Origin of the sequence: Pseudomonas vanderleydeniana, from assembly GCF_014268755.2 — a bacterium.
Classification (GTDB): Bacteria; Pseudomonadota; Gammaproteobacteria; order Pseudomonadales; family Pseudomonadaceae; genus Aquipseudomonas; species Aquipseudomonas vanderleydeniana.
In genome coordinates, this window is sequence record NZ_CP077093.1 from 6850376 (window position 1) to 6868145 (window position 17770).

Consider the following 17770-nt stretch of genomic DNA (forward strand, 5'->3'; position numbering starts at 1 on the left):
ACAAAAAGGAGACAGAGAAATGGAAAAGATAAAACTTGAGCAGGCAGTATCCGCTGGCCATCACGCGTTACTCGGAACTTCGAAATAAACCCGAGACAGGCTGGATCGATTCTCCCCATCATCGATCCAGCCTGAAAAACCAACAACGGGAAAAGGCTCATGCATATAAATCCCGATCTGTTCATCCTGATAAAGCCACCGGCACTTGTCATCTGGAATTACAAGTCCCATGAACAGTATTCGGTGGATAGATATCATGCTGATCGGCTAATTGAGCTGGTCGAAAAACCCTCCCGTTTCGACCCGACTCACCCTGTCGACTCGACCTTCGTGACCACCGGAATCCTCAGTGAAAATCCCTTCACCCGCGACCACTGGGGCTGGGACGACCTGTCGAGAATTTTCCACATGGGTACCCGCGACCTGCCGATGGCAAACAGCCCGGCCAGTTGCACGGAGTGGGCACGAAACTACCTCGCCCACTGCCGGGAAGTCATGCGCCACCCGCAACCGCCGCCCCACCGCCATGCCACCGCCCTGCACCAGGACCTGATCCAGCTGCCGACGCCCTTGCCGGAACATTGCGAAGCCAATAACAACGAGTTCACCACTGTACTTCTGCACCGCAAGACGTGCCGAAAGTTCCTGAACTGGCATGTCTCCCTGGAACAACTCAGTACTATTCTCTATCTTTCCCTGGGTTACCTGAGAGAGCGCGAACTGGATATTGATCCGTGCATACCACAAGCATTTCGCAGCCGTCGCAGTAGTCCATCAGGTGGTGGCCTGAACTGCAGCGAAGGTTATGTCTATATTCGCAACGTCGACGGTATCGGACCGGGCTTCTACTATTATCACCCGGACAAACATGCACTGACACTGACAAGAGGCCCCGGCATATCGCTGGCGACGCTGGTCCAAGGCCAGCACTTCATCGAAAACTTGCCGTTCGGTGTCTTCATTACTTGCCGCTTCGACAAGATGTGGTGGAAGTATCCACACTCCCAGGGCTATCGCGTCGCCTTGCTGGAAGCCGGGCATGTTTCACAGACCTTTCAGCTCGCCGCCACCGCCCTGGGCCTGGGCACCTGGGTGACCGCAGCCTTGACCGAGCAGAAGATCGAACAGGCGCTGCACCTGGAGGGCCTGAGCGAACAGCCACTGTTGTTCGTCGGTGCCGGTTACAGCCATGGCGAGACGATCTGCGACGAACTTCGGGAACTGCTCAAGACGCCCTCGGAAAACCATTGATGCCCTCGCACGAGACCACCCGACAATCGGGCCGCTCGCGACTGCTGCTGGTGACCGGCATCTCGCTGATCAGCTTCTTTCCGCTCAATGTCCTGTTGCCGGCGTTTCCCACCCTGGCAGAGCAGTTCGCAACATCGACCGCCGATATCGCCTTGACTGTCAGCCTGTTCACCTTGGTCTTCGCGTTTTCGCAACTGGTGACCGGCCCGCTCTCCGACCGCTTCGGGCGCAAGAAAGTGCTGCTGGCCTGCCTTGCCCTCTCCAGTATCGGCGCCATCGGCTGCACCCTGTCGACAGACTTCACCGTGTTTCTGTTCTTTCGCGGCGTCCAGGCGCTGGGTTGTGGTTTCTTCGTCCTCGGCCTGGCCCTGGTCGAAGACCTGTTCGAACCTCAGGAGCGCGCCCCCGTGCGCATCTTCTACATGAGTTTCAGCGGCCTGTTCGTCGCCCTGTCGCCCCTGCTGGGCTCCTGGCTGCTGGACAGTTTTGGCTGGAAGAGCAGCTTCCTCGCCTTTGCCCTGGTCGCCATGGGCATCGCACTGCTGGCACGATGGATACTGGCCTCATCTCCAGGGACAGAGGCCTCGCAGAGTCAGGCGGCGGGCCAATCGCTGCTGCAGATTCTCGGCCATCGTGACTTCCGCCGTTACTGGCAGATCGCAGCCCTGGTGTTCTGTACCTACTTCGCCCTGACCAGCGTTTCCCCGTTGATCTTCATGGACGGCCTGCGGCTCTCTGAATACCAATACGCCATCGTCCTGTTGATCTATGGCATGGCCTATCTGCTCGGTGGCGTACTGGCCGCCTGGCTGCAGAAACGCCTGACAGTCCGCGCGCAGATCGACATCGGCCTGCTCCTGCTGGGCACTGCCGGCCTGGCACTGCTGTTGACCCTGCAACTGAAGCAAGTCTCCACCGCCAGCCTGCTGCTGCCGATGTGCCTGAGTGCCGCTGCGGTCAGTATTACCCGCCCTGCCGCCATCTCCGCAGCGATGCTGCTGTTCCCGGCGAACGCCGGCACCGCAGCGTCGGCGGGCAACACCATCATGTTCCTCGCGGCGGCCAGCAGCAGCGCGCTGCTGGCCAAAAGTGGGGCCCTGCTAATACCGGCCGTCGGCCTGGCCTTCGTACTCTGCAGTCTGCTTGGCTTGCTGAACAGCGCCAGGCTCGGGCGTTGAGCGCGGACGTCGCGTGCGCCCCCATTCCTTCCCGGCGCCAGCGGTGTAGAATCGCTCTATTCATCGCCAGTCATCCCCCGGCGGGTTTATGAGCTCAGGCTGAAACGCACGGCGATCCCGTGTCGTTATCGGCAGCTTTCGGACACACGGCCATTTTCCAGGTGTTCCCGAGGGTCAATAGAAGCTCACTCCCCACTTGTTACCTGATTAGCCGCCCGGAGTGCTCCATGCCTGATTACCGCTCGAAAACATCCACCCACGGCCGCAACATGGCCGGTGCTCGCGCCCTTTGGCGCGCCACGGGGATGAAAGACGCCGACTTCAAGAAACCGATCATCGCCGTCGCCAACTCCTTCACCCAGTTCGTACCCGGCCACGTCCACCTCAAGGACATGGGCCAGCTGGTCGCTCGCGAAATCGAACGCGCCGGTGGCGTGGCCAAGGAATTCAACACCATCGCCGTGGATGACGGCATCGCCATGGGCCACGACGGCATGCTCTACTCGCTGCCGAGCCGCGAGATCATCGCCGACTCCGTCGAGTACATGGTCAACGCCCACTGCGCCGACGCCATCGTCTGCATCTCCAACTGCGACAAGATCACCCCCGGCATGCTGATGGCCGCCCTGCGCCTGAATATCCCGGTGATCTTCGTGTCCGGCGGCCCGATGGAAGCCGGCAAGACCAAACTGGCCTCCCATGGCCTGGACCTGGTGGACGCGATGGTCATCGCCGCCGACTCCAACGCTTCTGACGAGAAGGTTGCCGAGTACGAGCGCAGCGCCTGCCCGACCTGCGGTTCGTGCTCCGGCATGTTCACCGCCAACTCGATGAACTGCCTGACCGAAGCCCTGGGCCTGGCCCTGCCGGGCAACGGTTCGACCCTGGCGACCCACGCCGACCGCGAGCAACTGTTCCTGCGCGCCGGTCGCGACATCGTCGCGCTGTGCCAGCGCTACTACGGCGAAAACGACGACTCGGTACTGCCGCGCAGCATCGCCAACTTCAAGGCGTTCGAGAACGCCATGACCCTGGACATCGCCATGGGCGGTTCCACCAACACCATCCTGCACCTGCTGGCCGCCGCCCAGGAAGCCGAAGTCGCCTTCGATCTGCGCGACATCGACCGCCTGTCGCGCAAGGTTCCGCAACTGTGCAAGGTCGCGCCGAACATCCAGAAGTACCACATGGAAGACGTGCACCGCGCCGGCGGGATCATCAGCATCCTCGGCGAACTGGCCCGTGGCGGCCTGCTGCACACCGACCTGCCGACCGTGCACAGCAAGAGCCTGGCCGAAGCCATCGCCCACTGGGACATCACCCAGACCGACGATGAAGCGGTGCACACCTTCTTCAAGGCCGGTCCGGCCGGCATCCCGACCCAGACCGCATTCAGCCAGTCGACCCGTTGGGAAACCCTGGATGACGACCGCGAGAACGGCTGCATCCGCAGCGTCGAGCACGCCTACTCGCAAGAGGGCGGCCTGGCCGTGCTGTACGGCAATATCGCGCTGGACGGCTGCGTGGTGAAGACCGCGGGTGTCGACGAGTCGATCCTGGTGTTCGAAGGCAACGCGAAGATCTTCGAAAGCCAGGACAGCGCGGTACGCGGCATCCTCGCCGACGAAGTGAAGGCCGGCGACATCGTGATCATCCGCTACGAAGGCCCGAAAGGCGGCCCGGGCATGCAGGAAATGCTCTACCCGACCTCCTACCTGAAGTCCAAGGGCCTGGGCAAGGCCTGTGCCCTGCTGACCGACGGTCGCTTCTCCGGCGGGACTTCGGGGCTGTCCATCGGTCACGCTTCTCCGGAAGCCGCTGCCGGTGGTGCGATCGGCCTGGTACAGGACGGCGACAAGGTACTGATCGACATCCCGAACCGCTCGATCAACCTGTTGGTCAGCGACGAGGAATTGGCGGCCCGCCGTGCCGAGCAGGACAAGAAAGGCTGGAAACCGGCCGAGCAGCGTCCACGCAAGGTCACCAGTGCACTGAAAGCCTACGCCCTGCTCGCCACCAGTGCCGACAAGGGTGCGGTGCGTGACAAGGCGTTGCTGGACAAGCTGGTGCCGTAAGCGCCAACGCCCTACCTCTGACTGAGCGCTCCGCGTCCGCTCTTGTGCCGCAGAGCGACACAAGCTGCGTTCCCACGCGGAGCGTGGGAACGATCAGAAGCTGGTGGGCCGTAAGTACCAACGCTCAACCTCTGGCTGATCGCTGCCACGCTCCAGCGTGGAAGCGATCAGATCAGAAGTAACAGCCGGGGCCTACTGGATCTCTTCCGGCTTGACGATCACCCAGTTCTTGTCCGCGGTCACCGTCAGACCTTCCTTGGCCTGGGCCTCGGCGTTGCTCTTGATCATGCCATTGAGCTGGGTCATGTACTTGTCCTTGCGGTTGACCCACAGGTGGACACCACCCTTGGCCACGTCGACGCTGTGGAACAGCATGTAGCCATCGCTCGAAGGCGTGTCGCCACCAACCAGGACCGGTTTTTTCCACTGGTCGATGTAGGTGAGGATGGCCGCCTGCTTGCCGGCCATCCAGGTCGCCGGGGTCCACAGGTACGGGGTCAGCTCCAGGCCGAGGTTGGCCTTCTCGTCATACTTGCCGGCGCTGATCTGCTTGCGTGCGGTGGTCAGCTCGCCGGTCTTGCGGTCCTTGAGCAGGGTCGTCACGCCGATCACGTTCTGTGGCTTGACGTTGTAGCCATACTTGGGATCGGCCGCGACCATGCGCACCAGCTCTTCGGAAGCGGCGGTCATCACATAGACCTCGATGCCGTTCTCCATCAGCTTGTTGTACAGCTCGACCTGGCCGGCGAAGACCTTCGGCGGCTGCACTTCGATGTTCTTCACCACGTCGCCATCGTAGTAGGTGCTCGGCACCGGCTTGCCGGACGCCATCATCTCGTCGACGTAGCCCTTGAGCTCCTTGAGGGTAAAGCCGGAAAACACCTGGGCCACCCAGGGGTAGCAGACCATGTCGTCGACTTCGCAGAGGCGGTAGTAGTAGCTGAACAGGCTTTCCTTGTGGTCGGCGGTGTCCTTGAACGGGATCAGCTTCAGCGACGGGTCCAGGGTATCGCGGGTGATCAGCCCCTTGTTCTCCAGGTACGGCAGCAACGACTCCTCCAGGTCATAGCGGTAACTGGTGTTGTCCATGTCGAACACCGCGAAGTTACCCTTGTTGGCGTTGGCGGCGATCATCGCCTCCAGTTGCTTGGCCTGGGCCTCTGGCCAGTGCTTGAGCTCGGTGGCGAAGGCCTGGCCGGCAAGGCCCAGGCAGAGTGCGGCGGCGAGGAGTTTCGGGACGAATTTCATGGGCGATATCTTCCTGGCTGAAAGGCATCGACGCTAACAAATCCATGTGACAGTTCTCACCCGAGGACGACCGCCTGCATCCTGATCCCGTCACCGGCATACGCCCCAGCGCCACCAGCTTATTCCAAAAACGACAGTCACCATTCCATTTAGATATTAAATCTATATATATCAAGCTGTTAGGCTGAACGGTTCACAATCACCGACGAGAGTGATTGGCACCCATCGTTTTCCGGAGTTTTCATGAACCTGCCGCTGATTCTCAATCTGCTGGTGTTCCTCGCCCTGTTGCTGGGCCTGGCGCAAACCCGCCATACCACCTGGAGCCTGGCCAGGAAGGTGTTGTTCGCCCTGGCGCTGGGCGTGGTGTTCGGCATCGGCCTGCATACCGTCTACGGTGACGGCAACCCGGTGCTCAAGGCCTCCATCGCCTGGTTCGACCTGGTGGGCAACGGCTATGTGCAGCTGCTGCAGATGATCGTGATCCCGCTGGTGTTCGCCTCGATCCTCAGCGCCGTGGCGCGTCTGCACAATGCCTCGTCCCTGGGCAGGATCAGTTTCCTGACCATCGGCACGCTGCTGTTCACCACGGCCATCGCCGCGCTGATCGGCATCGGCCTGACCAACCTGTTCGGCCTGACCGCCGAAGGCCTGGTCGCCGGCACCCAGGAAATGGCCCGCCTGCAGACGATCCAGAACGACTACGCCGGCAAGGTCGCCGACCTCAACGTGCCGCAACTGCTGCTGTCGTTCATTCCGCAGAACCCCTTTGCCGATCTGGCCCGGGCCAAGCCGACCTCGATCATCAGCGTGGTGATCTTCGCCGCCTTCCTCGGCGTGGCCGCCCTGCAACTGCTCAAGGATGATGCGGAAAAAGGCCAGAAGGTGATCAACGCCATCGATACCCTGCAGGCCTGGGTGATGCGCCTGGTGCGCGTGGTGATGAAACTCACCCCCTATGGCGTGCTGGCGCTGATGACCAAGGTGGTGGCCGGTTCCAACCTGCAGGACATCATCAAGCTCGGCAGTTTCGTGGTGGTGTCCTACATCGGCCTGGGGCTGATGTTCGTGGTCCACGGCCTGCTGCTGTCGCTGGCCGGGGTCAACCCACTGCGCTTCTTCCGCAAGGTCTGGCCAGTGCTGACCTTTGCCTTCACCAGCCGCTCCAGTGCCGCGAGCATCCCGCTGAGCATCGAGGCGCAGACCCGTCGCCTGGGGATTCCACAATCGATCGCCAGCTTCGCCGCCTCGTTCGGCGCGACGATCGGCCAGAACGGCTGTGCCGGCCTGTACCCGGCGATGCTGGCGGTGATGGTGGCGCCGACCGTTGGCATCAACCCGCTGGACCCGCTGTGGATCGCGACCTTGCTGGCCATCGTCACCCTGAGTTCGGCCGGTGTGGCCGGGGTCGGTGGCGGCGCGACCTTCGCCGCGCTGATCGTGCTGCCGGCGATGGACCTGCCGGTGTCACTGGTGGCGCTGCTGATTTCGGTGGAACCGCTGATCGACATGGGCCGGACCGCGCTGAATGTAAGCGGTTCGATGACCGCCGGGACCCTCACCAGCCAGCTGATGAAGCAGACCGACAAGCGCCTGCTGGATGCGGATGAGCAGACGGAACTGGCGCAGGCCTGAGCCTTTCGGCAACCGAATGATCGTTCCCACGCTCCGCGTGGGAACGCCGCCGGTGACGCTCGGCGTCACCACCCGGCACAATACCTCAGACCCGCTCCCACACCTCGAAGCTGAACGCCGGCTTGTCGCCCTCTGCCGGGTGCGGCTCGTCGGAAACGCGCTGCCACAGGTTCAGGTCGAACTCGGGGAACCAGGCATCACCCTGCGGACTCAGGCCGACCCGGGTCAGGTACAGGCGATCGGCCTGCGCCAGCCCCTGGGCATACAGCTGCGCCCCGCCGATCAGCATCAGCTCACTGACGCCCTGCTCCAGCGCCCAGGCCTCGGCCCGCACCAGCGCGGCCTCCAGCGACGGGAACACCTCGGCACCTTCCAGTTGCAGCCCGGCCTGGCGGCTCACCACCAGGTTCAGCCGCCCCGGCAATGGCCGACCAAGAGAATCCCAGGTCTTGCGCCCCATGATGATCGGCTTGCCCAGCGTGGTGGCCTTGAAGTACTTGAAATCCGCCGGCAAATGCCAGGGCATGCTGTTGTCTACGCCGATCACGCGGTTTTCCGCGAGGGCCGCGATCAGGCTGAGGGGGAGTTTGGTTGTCATGCCGGCGAGCATACCCGACAGGCGGGTGCAGGCACTAGCCGCAGCGGTTATGCTTCTGGCACTTCCCTCCAACAGGATGGCGCGTGACTGAACCGACTCCCCTGCAACGCCTCTGGCTGACCGAGACCGTGCGCCTGCGCGAAGAGCAGGCCGGCCCCCTGGAAGACCTCGAAGCCAACCGCCGCGCCCGTGCGGCCGGCGGCGACCTGGCGAGCCGCATCCAGCACCGCGCGCTCTGGCTGGCCGAGCGCGACGGCCAACTCGCCGCCCTGCAGCACTGGCTGCAAGGGGCACGCCTGGCCCTGTTGCTGCTTGCCGTGCTGGTCATCCTCAGCGGCGCCGGACTGGCCCTTGCCGCCCTGGGCAACGGCCAACTACCGGTCAATGTCTTCTGGGCCCTGGGCAGCCTGCTCGGGCTCAACCTGCTGCTGTTGGCGAGCTGGGCCCTGGGCCTGTTCTTCGCCGGTGGTCACGGCGCCAGTCTGGGCCGGCTCTGGCTGTGGCTCAGTGAAAAGTTCGCCCGTGATGCCCAGGCCGTGCAACTGGTGCCGGCGCTGGTGCTCCTGCTGCAACGCCAGCGCCTGAACCGCTGGGCCATCGGCGTCGTCGTCCACGGCCTGTGGCTGCTGGCACTGGGCTGTGCGCTGGTGGTGCTGCTGGCACTGCTCGCCACCCGGCGCTACGGCTTCGTCTGGGAAACCACCATTCTCGGTGGTGACACCTTCGTCGGCCTGACCCAGGGACTCGGCGCCCTACCCGCACTGCTGGGCTTCAGCGTGCCCGACGAGAGCATGATCCGCGCCAGCGGCAACGCCGCCGTCAACCTGGAGAATGCCCGCCAGGCCTGGGCCGGCTGGCTGGTCGGGGTGCTGCTGGTCTACGGCCTGCTACCGCGCCTGCTGCTGGCGCTGCTGTGCCTGTGGCGCTGGAAGAACGGCGTTCGTACCCTGGCGCTGGACCTGAACCTGCCTGGCTACGCTCACCTGCGCGAACGCCTGATGCCCAGCAGCGAACGCCTGGGCATCAGCGACGCCGCCCCTGCGCAGTTGCACAATGCCGAAGCCGGGGTGACTGGCCAGGACAGCGACGGCGCGTTGCTGGTCGCCATCGAGCTGGACGACCAGCGCCCCTGGCCGCCCGCCTTGCCCAAGGGCGTGCGGGATGCGGGAGTGCTCGACAGTCGCGAGTCGCGGCAGAAACTGCTGGAACAACTGACCCGCTTCCCGCCGGCGCGCCTGGCGATCGCCTGCGACCCACGGCGCTCGCCGGATCGCGGCAGCCTTGCGCTGATCGCCGAACTGGCCCGCAGCGCCGCCGCCACCCGCATCTGGCTGCTGCAGGCGCCGCCCGGCCAGGCCCTCGACGCCGACCGCCTTGGCGACTGGCACCACGCCCTGCAACAACTCAAGCTGCCGTTCGCCGACAGCGCTCCGTTCACCTGGCTGGAGAGCGGCCATGACTAAGCCGTTGACGCTGGCCGTGGTCGGCCACACCAATGTCGGCAAGACCTCGTTGCTGCGGACCCTGACCCGGGACGTCGGTTTCGGCGAAGTCTCCCACCGCCCCAGCACCACTCGCCATGTCGAAGGCGCAAGGCTGTCGGTGGAGGGCCAACCGCTGCTGGAGCTGTACGACACCCCGGGCCTGGAAGATGCCATCGCCCTGCTCGACTACCTCGAACGCCTCGACCGCCCCGGCGAACGCCTCGATGGCCCGGCCCGCGTGCAGCGCTTTCTCGACGGCAGCGAAGCGCGCCAGCGTTTCGAACAGGAAGCCAAGGTGCTGCGCCAGTTGCTGGCCTCGGACGCCGGTCTGTATGTGATCGACGCCCGCGAGCCGGTGCTGGCCAAGTATCGCGACGAGCTGTCGGTGCTGGCCAGTTGCGGCAAGCCGCTGCTGCCGGTACTCAACTTCGTCAGCAGCGCCGCCCAGCGCGAGGACGACTGGCGCCAGGCCCTGGCCCGCCTGGGGCTGCACGCGCTGGTGCGCTTCGACAGTGTTGCGCCGCCGGAAGACGGTGAGCGTCGTCTTTATGAAAGCCTGGCGCTGTTGCTGGAAGGCTCCCGGGCACAACTGGAGCGCCTTGTACGCGACCTGCAAGCACAGCGCCAGGCACGGCGGCAGAGTGCCCAACGACTGATCGCCGAGCTGCTGATCGACTGCGCCGCCTGCCGACGCCAGGTGGCCGGCGACGCCACGGCCGAAAGCGAGGCCATCGCCGAATTGCGCCAGGCTGTGCGCCAACGCGAGCAACGCTGCGTCGAGGCCCTGCTCAAGCTCCATGCGTTTCGTCGTGACGATGCCGCCGCCAGCGACCTGCCGTTGCTCGACGGGCGCTGGGGCGATGACCTGTTCAACCCGGAAACCCTCAGGCAGTTGGGCGTGAAGGTCGGCGGAGGGATTGCCGCCGGGGCTGCCGCGGGGGCCGGGGTCGACCTGCTGGTCGGCGGCCTGACACTCGGTGCCGCCGCCCTGGCCGGCGCCATCGCCGGCGGTGCCTTGCAGACCGCCCGCGGCTACGGCAGCCGTCTGCTGGGCAAGCTCAAGGGCAAACGCGAGCTGACGCTCGATGACAGCGTGCTGCGCCTGCTCGCGCTGCGCCAGCGCCAGCTGTTGCTGGCACTGGAAGCCCGTGGGCATGCGGCGATGAACAGCATCAGGATCGATACTCCCGCGGACAAGTCGTGGCGCGAAGGCAAGTTGCCGGAAGCACTGGGCAAGGCTCGGGCCCACCCGCAATGGTCATCGTTGAACCCGCAACCGAAGCTGAACCAGGCCGAACGCCAGGAACAGCTGGAAAAGCTGCTGGAGAAGCTCGAAACACTCTGACCGTCGGCGTCAGCCCCGCAACAGCCGATACGCCTTGTCCCGCAGGGTCTGCAAGGCAAGCACTGGCACATCGCTCTCCTTTGCCTGCTCATCCCAACGACGCAAGCGCAGGCTCAGCTCGCACAGCGGGTCTCGAGCGAAGTCCGCCGCCTCCCTGGCCGTCATCACCCCGCCCTGGTACTCCAGCGTCCGCCGGCTCGCTTCGCTCAGGCGCTCGTAGTACCCCGGCTCGACTCGTGTCAGGTAACGCTTGGCCTGCACGTGATATTCCACCAGCCGTGCCAGCCGCTCGCTGAACCCGGCGCGGCGTAGATAGTCGGCACCCAGCCGTTCGTGGCTGACGAGGCCATAGCCCCCCATGCTCTGCTGCGCCTGCGCCGGCCCTGGGCAGATATGCCCGATGTCGTGGAAGAACGCCGCCAGCACCACCTCGTCGTCGCACCCCTCGGCCATCGCCAGTTGCGCGGCCTGGGACATGTGCTCCAGCTGCGACACCGGCTCGCCGATGTAGTCGGCATCGCCGAACTGCTGGTAGAGACCGAAGACTTCGTCCAGCACCTGTTCGACCCGGCTCACCGGCTTTCCCCCAGCAAGGTGGCGATGTTGGCCTCGGCCATGGCCGGGCCGACGCTCATGCCAACCCCGGTGTGCATCAGCGCGGCATGCACGCCCGGTGCGGCCTGCAGGAATGAGAACGGCCCCGGCCCGCGGGCGCCGTAGACGCCTTGCCAACGTTCGAGCACCTGGACCTTGCAACCGAGGGTGTGCTCGGCCAGTTCCAGCATCCAGTTGTCCACCTGTTCGGCGTTGAATGGCGAAGGATCGCTGCCGTAATGATGGGAATCACCGATGATCAGCTCGCCATGCGGCGTCGGGCTGATCAGCAGGTGGATGCCATGTTCCTGCAGGTACGGGCTTTCACGTTCGATCTGCGTCCGGATCGCCGCCGCTTCCGGCAGGTCGGCGAAGGCACCGTAGTGCACGCAACTGAGACCGGTCAGTACGGCGTGCTGCAGGTCCAGCCCGGACAATAGCGGACGGGCACGAAGCATCTGCAGACGGCAGATGCTCGGCTGCAGGGTCGCCAGCGATTCGGCCAGCAAGGTCTGGTAGTCATGGCCTGAACAGACCACGATCCGTTCGCCCCGGAAGGTTCCGGCCGTGCTGCGCAACTGGCCGGGCTCGACCTCATGGACCAGAGTCGAGAAGTGGAATTCGACGCCCAGTTCGCGACGCAGGTAGTCGATCAGCGTCGGGATCGCCTCGCGGGAATACAACTGCTGGTCATCCAGCCCATGCAGGGCGGCGCGATGATGGCTGAACTGGCCGCCGTGCAGGTCGGCCAGGGCTCGGCCCTGCAACAGTCTCACCCGGTAGCCGTGCTCGCGGGCCCGGCCGGCGCAGAAGGTTTCCAGCAGGTGTTCCTCGGCTTCGCTGCGAGCGAACAGGTAGCTGCCGTTGCGCTTGAGTTCGAAACCGGCCTGCTGCGACCAGTGGCCCCAGATTTCCCGGCTGGCGCGCGCCAGGTCGAGCATGACGCCCGGCGGCTGGCCGGTGACCAGGGCCTGGCCGAAGTTGCGGATCGAGGCGCCCAGGGGCGTGGCGCTGCGCTCGAAGACCCGGACCTTGAGGCCCCGGCGGGCGGCGGCGTAGGCGTGGGACAGGCCGAGAATGCCGGCGCCGACGATGAGGATGTCACTGTGATGAGTCATGAAGGGTCCTGAAGGAATGGCCAGGTTGATCGTTCCCACGCTCCGCGTGGGAATGCAGCCCGTGACGCTGTACGTCACAAGAGCGGACGCCGAGCGTCCAGAGAGGCATTCCCACGCAGAGCGTGGGAACGACCGAAACGATCGAAGGTTCGGGCTCGGCCAGGGAATTACTGGGCAACCTTCTCCGACTTGCCGTCATAGCGCTTGCGCCATTCGGCCAGGATCTCGTCGCGGTTCTTCGAGGCCCAGGCGAAGTCGTTCCTGATCAGGCGCTGTTCGTAGTCGGCCGGCAGTTCGGTCTGCGGCTTGGCGATCCCCGGCTGGGCCAGCACGGCGAAGTTTTCCTTGTACAGCTCCATTGCCGCCGGGCTGGCGGAAAAGTCGGCCAGCTTCTTCGCGGCTTCTTCATGCGGGGTCCCCTTGATCACCGCAGTCGCCTCGATCTCCCAGCCCAGACCTTCCTTCGGCAGCACGATGTCCAGCGGCGCGCCCTGGCGCTTGAGCTGCACGGCCGGATACTCGAAGGAGATACCGATCGGGAATTCGCCGGCCGCCGCCAGCTTGCACGGCTTGGAACCGGAGTGGACGTACTGGCCGATGTTCTGGTGCAGATCATCCATGTACTGCCAGCCCTGCTTCTCGCCAAAGGTCTGCAACCAGGCGCTGACATCGAGGAAACCGGTGCCGGACGAAGCCGGGTTGGGCATGACGATCTTGCCCTTGTACTCGGGCTTGGTCAGGTCCTGCCAGCTCACCGGCTTGCTCAGGTGGTGCTTCTCGGCCTCGACGGTGTTGAAGCAGATGGTCGCGGCCCAGACATCCATGCCGACCCAGGCGGGCGGGTTGGCCGGATCGCGATAGTTGCCGCCGATCTTGCCCAGATCCTTCGGTGCGTAGTTCTGCAGCATGCCCTGCTGGTCGAGGATCGCCAGGCTCGAAGCGGCCAGGCCCCATACCGCATCGGCCTGTGGCCGGGCTTTCTCGGCCAGCAGCTTGGCGGTGATGATGCCGGTGGAGTCGCGAACCCACTTGATGCCGATGTCCGGGTTGGCTTTCTCGAACGCGTCCTTGTAGCTCTTGAGCTGCTCGGCTTCGAGCGCGGTGTAGACGGTCAGTTCGGTCTTCGCCGCGAAGGCGTTCAGGCTGAACAGCGAGAGGACGGCAGCGGCAAGAGTCAACGGCTTGAACATGATGCAGTTCCTTGGGTGGTGTGGCATTGGGTGGGTGGCAGTTCTGGTGGGCGAATCAATGGCCGGGCACGCTCCGCCGCCAGGCCTGGGTGCGGCGCAGCAAGCCGCGCGAGGCCCAGGCCAGCAGCAGGGACACGCCCGCCGAGGTGAACAGGATCAGGGTCGACATGGCCGCGGCACCGCCGACGTTGCCGGCGTCGTCCATGTTCAGCACCGCCACCGCCGCGAGGATGGTGTCGGGGCTGTAGAGGAAGATCGCCGCCGAGACCGTGGTCATCGCCGAGACGAACAGGTAGCGGATGATGTCGAGCAGCGCCGGCAGGCAGATCGGCACCGTGACCCGCAGGTAGTGCCGGTACAGCGGGGTCTTGAGCGACAGCGCGGCGGCCTCGAACTCGCCGTCGAGCTGGCGCAGGGCGGTGGTCGCGGTCATCTGCGCGGTGGTCAGGTAGTGGGCGATGGTGCACACCACCAGCAGGGTCATGGTCCCGTAGAACACATGCAGCGGGTTGCCGACAAGGTTGAAGAAGAACACGTAGCCCAACCCCAGGACCAGGCCCGGCACCGCCATCGGCACGAAGCTGAGCAGGCGCAGGGCCAGGTTCAGGCCACGCTGGCCACGGGTCTTTTCCATCAGGTAGGCGCCGGTGAAGATCAGCGCGCTGCCGATCAGGGCAGTGCACAGGGCCATGGTCAGGCTGTTGCGGTAGGCCAGCCAGCCGCCACCTGCGGTCTCGTCGAAGCGGTAGTGGCTCAGGGACAACGACAGGTTGTACGGCCAGAACTTCACCAGCGAGGAATACACGGCCATGCCGAACACCAGCAGCAATGCGGCGCAGATCAGCAGCACGATCGCCAGGTAGCAGGCATCACGCGTCGGGCAGCGCGCCGGCTGGAACACCTGGGCCCGGCCGCTCATCGAATCGCCCTGGCGCCGACGCAGCCAGGCATCGACAGCAAAGCTCAGCAGCGCCGGCAGCAGCAGGATCATGCCGATCAGGGCACCACGGCCGAACTGCTGCTGGCCGACCACCGCCTTGTAGGCTTCCAGCGCCAGCACCTGGTAGTCGCCGCCCACCACCACCGGCACGCCGAAGTCGGTGATGGTCAGGGTGAACACCAGGCACAGCGCGGCGAACACCGCCTGCCGGGTCGCCGGCCAGGTAATGCTGCGGTAGGCCCTCCACGGGCTCGCGCCCATGCTCGAGGCGGCATCGAACAGTCGCGCATCGGCCAGGGACAGGGCCGACAGCAAGATCATCAGCGCATGCGGGAAGGTGTAGATGACCTCACCGAGGACGATGCCCCAGAAACCATAGATGTTGTCCGCCAGCAGGCCGCGTAGCAGGCCCTGGTTGCCGAAGAGGTAGACCAGCGCAATCCCCGGCAACATCGAGGGCGCCATCAGCGGCAGCAGCGACAGGCCACGCCAGAACATCTTGCCGGGAATCAGCGTACGTTGCAGGGCGTAGGCGAAGAGATAGGCCAGCGGTACGACAATCGCCGCGACGCTGAAGGAAACCTTGAGACTATTGCCCAGCAACCAGTGGAAGTTGTCACTGCCCAACAATTCCCGTGCGGCGAGCCAGCCACCGCCCTGCCCGGCTTCGCTGCTGAAACCGCGCCAGAAGATCGCCAGTAGTGGCAGCAGTACCGCGACACCCAGCAGACCGAGCCAGAGCAGTTTGCCGCCGACCACGAACACCCGGTCCCCCAGGTCCCCACGCAGGGCTGCCGAGGTCGATTTGCGCGGCAGCGCCAGGCTGATTTGCGCGGCCATCTCAGGCAAACACCTGCAGGCTGCTCGGCGGCAGCGCCACCCAGATATCCGGGGAGCCCAGGCGCGACAGGTCCTGCGGGCCGACTTCAGCCAGCAGAGGATGGCCCGGCAGTTCGTTGAGTTCGAAGCTCATGCGGCAGCGATTGCCGAGAAAGGTGATTTCCCGCACCCGTGCGGCAAACAGGTTTTCCTCATGCACCGGCGGGTTGACGCTGATCGACTCGGGCCGGCAGAACAGGCGACCGGGACCGGTACGCGGAGCGCTGTCAGCCAGGCGCAGTTGCACGTTGCCGACCTGGGCATGTTGGGCACTGCGCTGCTGGAACGGCAGCCAGTTGCCCTGGCCGACGAACTCGGCGACGAAGGGCGTGGCCGGCTTGTCGTAGATGTCCTGGGGCGTGGCGTACTGCTCGACCTTGCCGTTGTTCATCACGGCGATGCGGTCGGCCATCAGCATGGCCTCGTCCTGGTTGTGGGTGACCATCAGCGTGGTCACGCCGAGGCTGCGTTGCAGTTGGCGCAATTCGCTGCACAGATGCTCGCGGACCCGCGCATCGAGGGCCGACATCGGCTCGTCGAGCAACAACAGCGACGGCGCCGGCGCCAGGGCACGGGCCAGGGCCACGCGCTGCTGCTGGCCGCCGGAAAGCTGGCCGGGATACTTCTTCTCGCTGCCGGCCAGGCCGACCAGTTCGAGCATCTGCACGACACGCCTGCGCACTTCGTCACGGCCGCTGCCGTTCAGGCCATAGGCGATGTTGGCCTCCACCGTCAGGTTGGGGAACAGCGCATAGGACTGGAACAGGATGCCGTAGTCGCGAGCCTGCGGCGACAGTACGGACACATTGCGCTCACCGAGGAACAGTTCGCCATCATCCTGGCGTTCGAGACCGGCGATGCAACGCAGCAGGGTGGTCTTGCCGCACCCCGACGGCCCCAGCAGGCACACCAGCTCGCCGGCAGCGACGTCGAGGGAGACGTTCTCCAGCGCGGTGAAGGCGCCGAAACGCTTCTGCACGCCACGGACCTTGAGTGCGGCGCCAGGGTTGGCCAGGGTGTGGGTGATCGGGTTGTTCATGGGCAGACCTCATCAAGCGAATGAGGGTCATGCTAGGGAGGCAATGCGTACGCCATGTGGCAATAAGGCAAAAGCTGCCGATAGTGGTATTGGTGGATTTGGGTAGGAAATTCCCTACATTGATTGATCGTTCCCACGCTCCGCGAGGGAATGCAGCCCGTGATGCTCCGCGTCACAAGAGCGGACGCCGAGCGTCCTCAGAGGCATTCCCACGGGGGCCGTGGGAACGATCGGTTTCTGTTTATGTGGCGAGCGGACTTGCCCGCACTGGCGCGCACCGCGCGCCCAAGACTGGAGAAGCCATTACATCAGACCGGCGCCATCTCCTGCGCCAACCCCAAGAACGCCGCCGGCAGGCGCGCCGACTTGCGCTCCTTGAGGCAATACAGGTACTCCGGGATCTGCGGCGCATTCTCGATGCTCAGCACCCGCAACTGCGGATCATGCGGCACTTCCTGGCGAGCGATGATGCTGATGCCGATGTTGCGCAACACCGCCTCGCGGATCGACTCGCGGCTACCGATTTCCAACAGCGGTCCATGGCTGACGCGCGCGTCGCGCAACAGCTCCTCGGTCAGTTGCCGGGTGGTCGAGCCCGCCTCGCGCATCAGCAGGCAGTGCCCGGCCAGCGCGCTCAGCGGCACATGGTCATGAATCGCCAGGGGGTGATTGCGATGCACCGCCAGCACCAGCGGATCACTGCCCAGCACCCGGCGGATCAGCCGCGGGTCGTCGAGCAACTGCGACGAAGCGGCGACATCGACCCGGTAGTCCTCCAGGGCCTCCAGCACCTGCTGCGAGTTGCCGATCTCCACCGACACCTCGACCTGGGGCAAACGCTCGCGAAACGCCTTCACCAGGTCGAGGATGTAGTACGGCGCGGTCGCTGCGATGCGCAAGGCGCCCTGCACCTGGCCGCTGTTACGCAGGAAGAACTCGATATCGGCCTCCTGCTGCAGCAGCGCCTTGACCATCGGCAGCAGCCGCGCGCCCTCCTCGCTGACGCTCAGCCGGCGGCCACCGCGATAGAACAGCTCGACCGAATACTGGCTTTCCAGGTGACGGATCTGGGTGGTGACCGTGGGCTGGCTGAGGCCAAGCTTCTTCGCCGCCTCGGTGATGCTCCCCAGGCGGGCGACCATGTAAAACGCCTTCAGCTCGGCACTCTTCAATTCGGCACTCGGCACACCGCCCTC

General features: G+C 64.8%; 14 protein-coding genes. 6 read left to right on the forward strand and 8 right to left on the reverse strand.

Going from position 1 to position 17770, the window contains the following annotated elements; genetic code table 11:
* The first annotated feature begins 159 nt into the window (after window positions 1-159).
* The 3 genes from HU752_RS30880 to ilvD all read left to right on the forward strand — a co-directional run bounded on the left by HU752_RS30880 (window position 160) and on the right by ilvD (window position 4504).
* On the forward strand, window positions 160-1251 hold the full coding sequence (locus HU752_RS30880) for a SagB family peptide dehydrogenase (RefSeq protein WP_186683638.1): 1092 nt from the start codon (window positions 160-162) through the stop codon (window positions 1249-1251).
* A complete protein-coding gene (locus HU752_RS30885; RefSeq protein WP_186683637.1) occupies window positions 1251-2429 on the forward strand; it encodes an MFS transporter in 1179 nt (392 codons plus the stop codon). The genes HU752_RS30880 and HU752_RS30885 overlap by 1 nt, the downstream gene beginning before the upstream one ends.
* Window positions 2430-2656: 227 nt before the next feature.
* Window positions 2657-4504, forward strand: a complete 1848-nt coding sequence (ilvD, locus tag HU752_RS30890; RefSeq protein WP_186683636.1) for a dihydroxy-acid dehydratase — start codon at window positions 2657-2659, stop codon at window positions 4502-4504.
* Between the two features lie 192 nt (window positions 4505-4696).
* Here ilvD and HU752_RS30895 read toward each other — a convergent pair whose 3' ends face one another.
* On the reverse strand, window positions 4697-5752 hold the full coding sequence (locus tag HU752_RS30895) for an HAD family hydrolase (RefSeq protein WP_186683635.1): 1056 nt from the start codon (window positions 5750-5752) through the stop codon (window positions 4697-4699).
* Window positions 5753-5995: 243 nt separating this feature from the next.
* On the opposite strand from HU752_RS30895, the gene HU752_RS30900 reads away from it, so the two are divergent.
* Window positions 5996-7387, forward strand: coding sequence for an L-cystine transporter (locus HU752_RS30900; RefSeq protein WP_186683634.1), 1392 nt, complete (start codon window positions 5996-5998; stop codon window positions 7385-7387).
* An 85-nt stretch (window positions 7388-7472) separates the two neighbouring features.
* Here the strand turns inward: HU752_RS30900 and HU752_RS30905 are convergent, their stop codons facing one another.
* Entirely contained in the window at window positions 7473-7985 is a 513-nt protein-coding gene (locus tag HU752_RS30905) for a dihydrofolate reductase (RefSeq protein ID WP_186683633.1), read from the reverse strand.
* Window positions 7986-8068: 83 nt separating this feature from the next.
* Between HU752_RS30905 and HU752_RS30910 the strand changes: the two genes are divergently transcribed.
* Window positions 8069-9448 carry a DUF2868 domain-containing protein gene (locus HU752_RS30910; protein ID WP_186683632.1) on the forward strand — a complete coding sequence of 460 codons (1380 nt, stop codon included), beginning with the start codon at window positions 8069-8071 and terminating at the stop codon, window positions 9446-9448.
* Window positions 9441-10814, forward strand: coding sequence for a GTPase/DUF3482 domain-containing protein (locus HU752_RS30915; protein ID WP_186683631.1), 1374 nt, complete (start codon window positions 9441-9443; stop codon window positions 10812-10814). Before HU752_RS30910 ends, HU752_RS30915 begins: the two co-directional genes overlap by 8 nt.
* Window positions 10815-10823: 9 nt before the next feature.
* On the opposite strand, the gene HU752_RS30920 is transcribed toward HU752_RS30915, so the two are convergent.
* From HU752_RS30920 to HU752_RS30945, 6 genes are all read right to left on the reverse strand, one after another.
* Window positions 10824-11390, reverse strand: a complete 567-nt coding sequence (locus tag HU752_RS30920) for a phosphonate degradation HD-domain oxygenase (protein WP_186683630.1) — start codon at window positions 11388-11390, stop codon at window positions 10824-10826.
* Complete coding sequence (locus HU752_RS30925) at window positions 11387-12526, reverse strand: TIGR03364 family FAD-dependent oxidoreductase (RefSeq protein ID WP_186683629.1); 1140 nt, start codon at window positions 12524-12526, stop codon at window positions 11387-11389. The genes HU752_RS30920 and HU752_RS30925 overlap by 4 nt, the downstream gene beginning before the upstream one ends.
* A gap of 167 nt (window positions 12527-12693) precedes the next feature.
* Window positions 12694-13716, reverse strand: a complete 1023-nt coding sequence (locus HU752_RS30930; protein WP_186683628.1) for a putative 2-aminoethylphosphonate ABC transporter substrate-binding protein — start codon at window positions 13714-13716, stop codon at window positions 12694-12696.
* A 55-nt stretch (window positions 13717-13771) separates the two neighbouring features.
* Window positions 13772-15496: a putative 2-aminoethylphosphonate ABC transporter permease subunit gene (locus HU752_RS30935; protein WP_186683627.1), complete on the reverse strand. Its 1725-nt coding sequence runs from the start codon at window positions 15494-15496 to the stop codon at window positions 13772-13774.
* Between the two features lies 1 nt (window position 15497).
* A complete protein-coding gene (locus tag HU752_RS30940; protein ID WP_186683626.1) occupies window positions 15498-16574 on the reverse strand; it encodes a putative 2-aminoethylphosphonate ABC transporter ATP-binding protein in 1077 nt (358 codons plus the stop codon).
* 308 nt (window positions 16575-16882) lie between these two features.
* The gene (locus tag HU752_RS30945; protein WP_186683660.1) at window positions 16883-17746 is read right to left on the reverse strand and encodes a LysR family transcriptional regulator; all 864 of its coding nucleotides are present in this window, start codon (window positions 17744-17746) and stop codon (window positions 16883-16885) included.
* Between the last annotated feature and the right edge of the window lie 24 nt (window positions 17747-17770).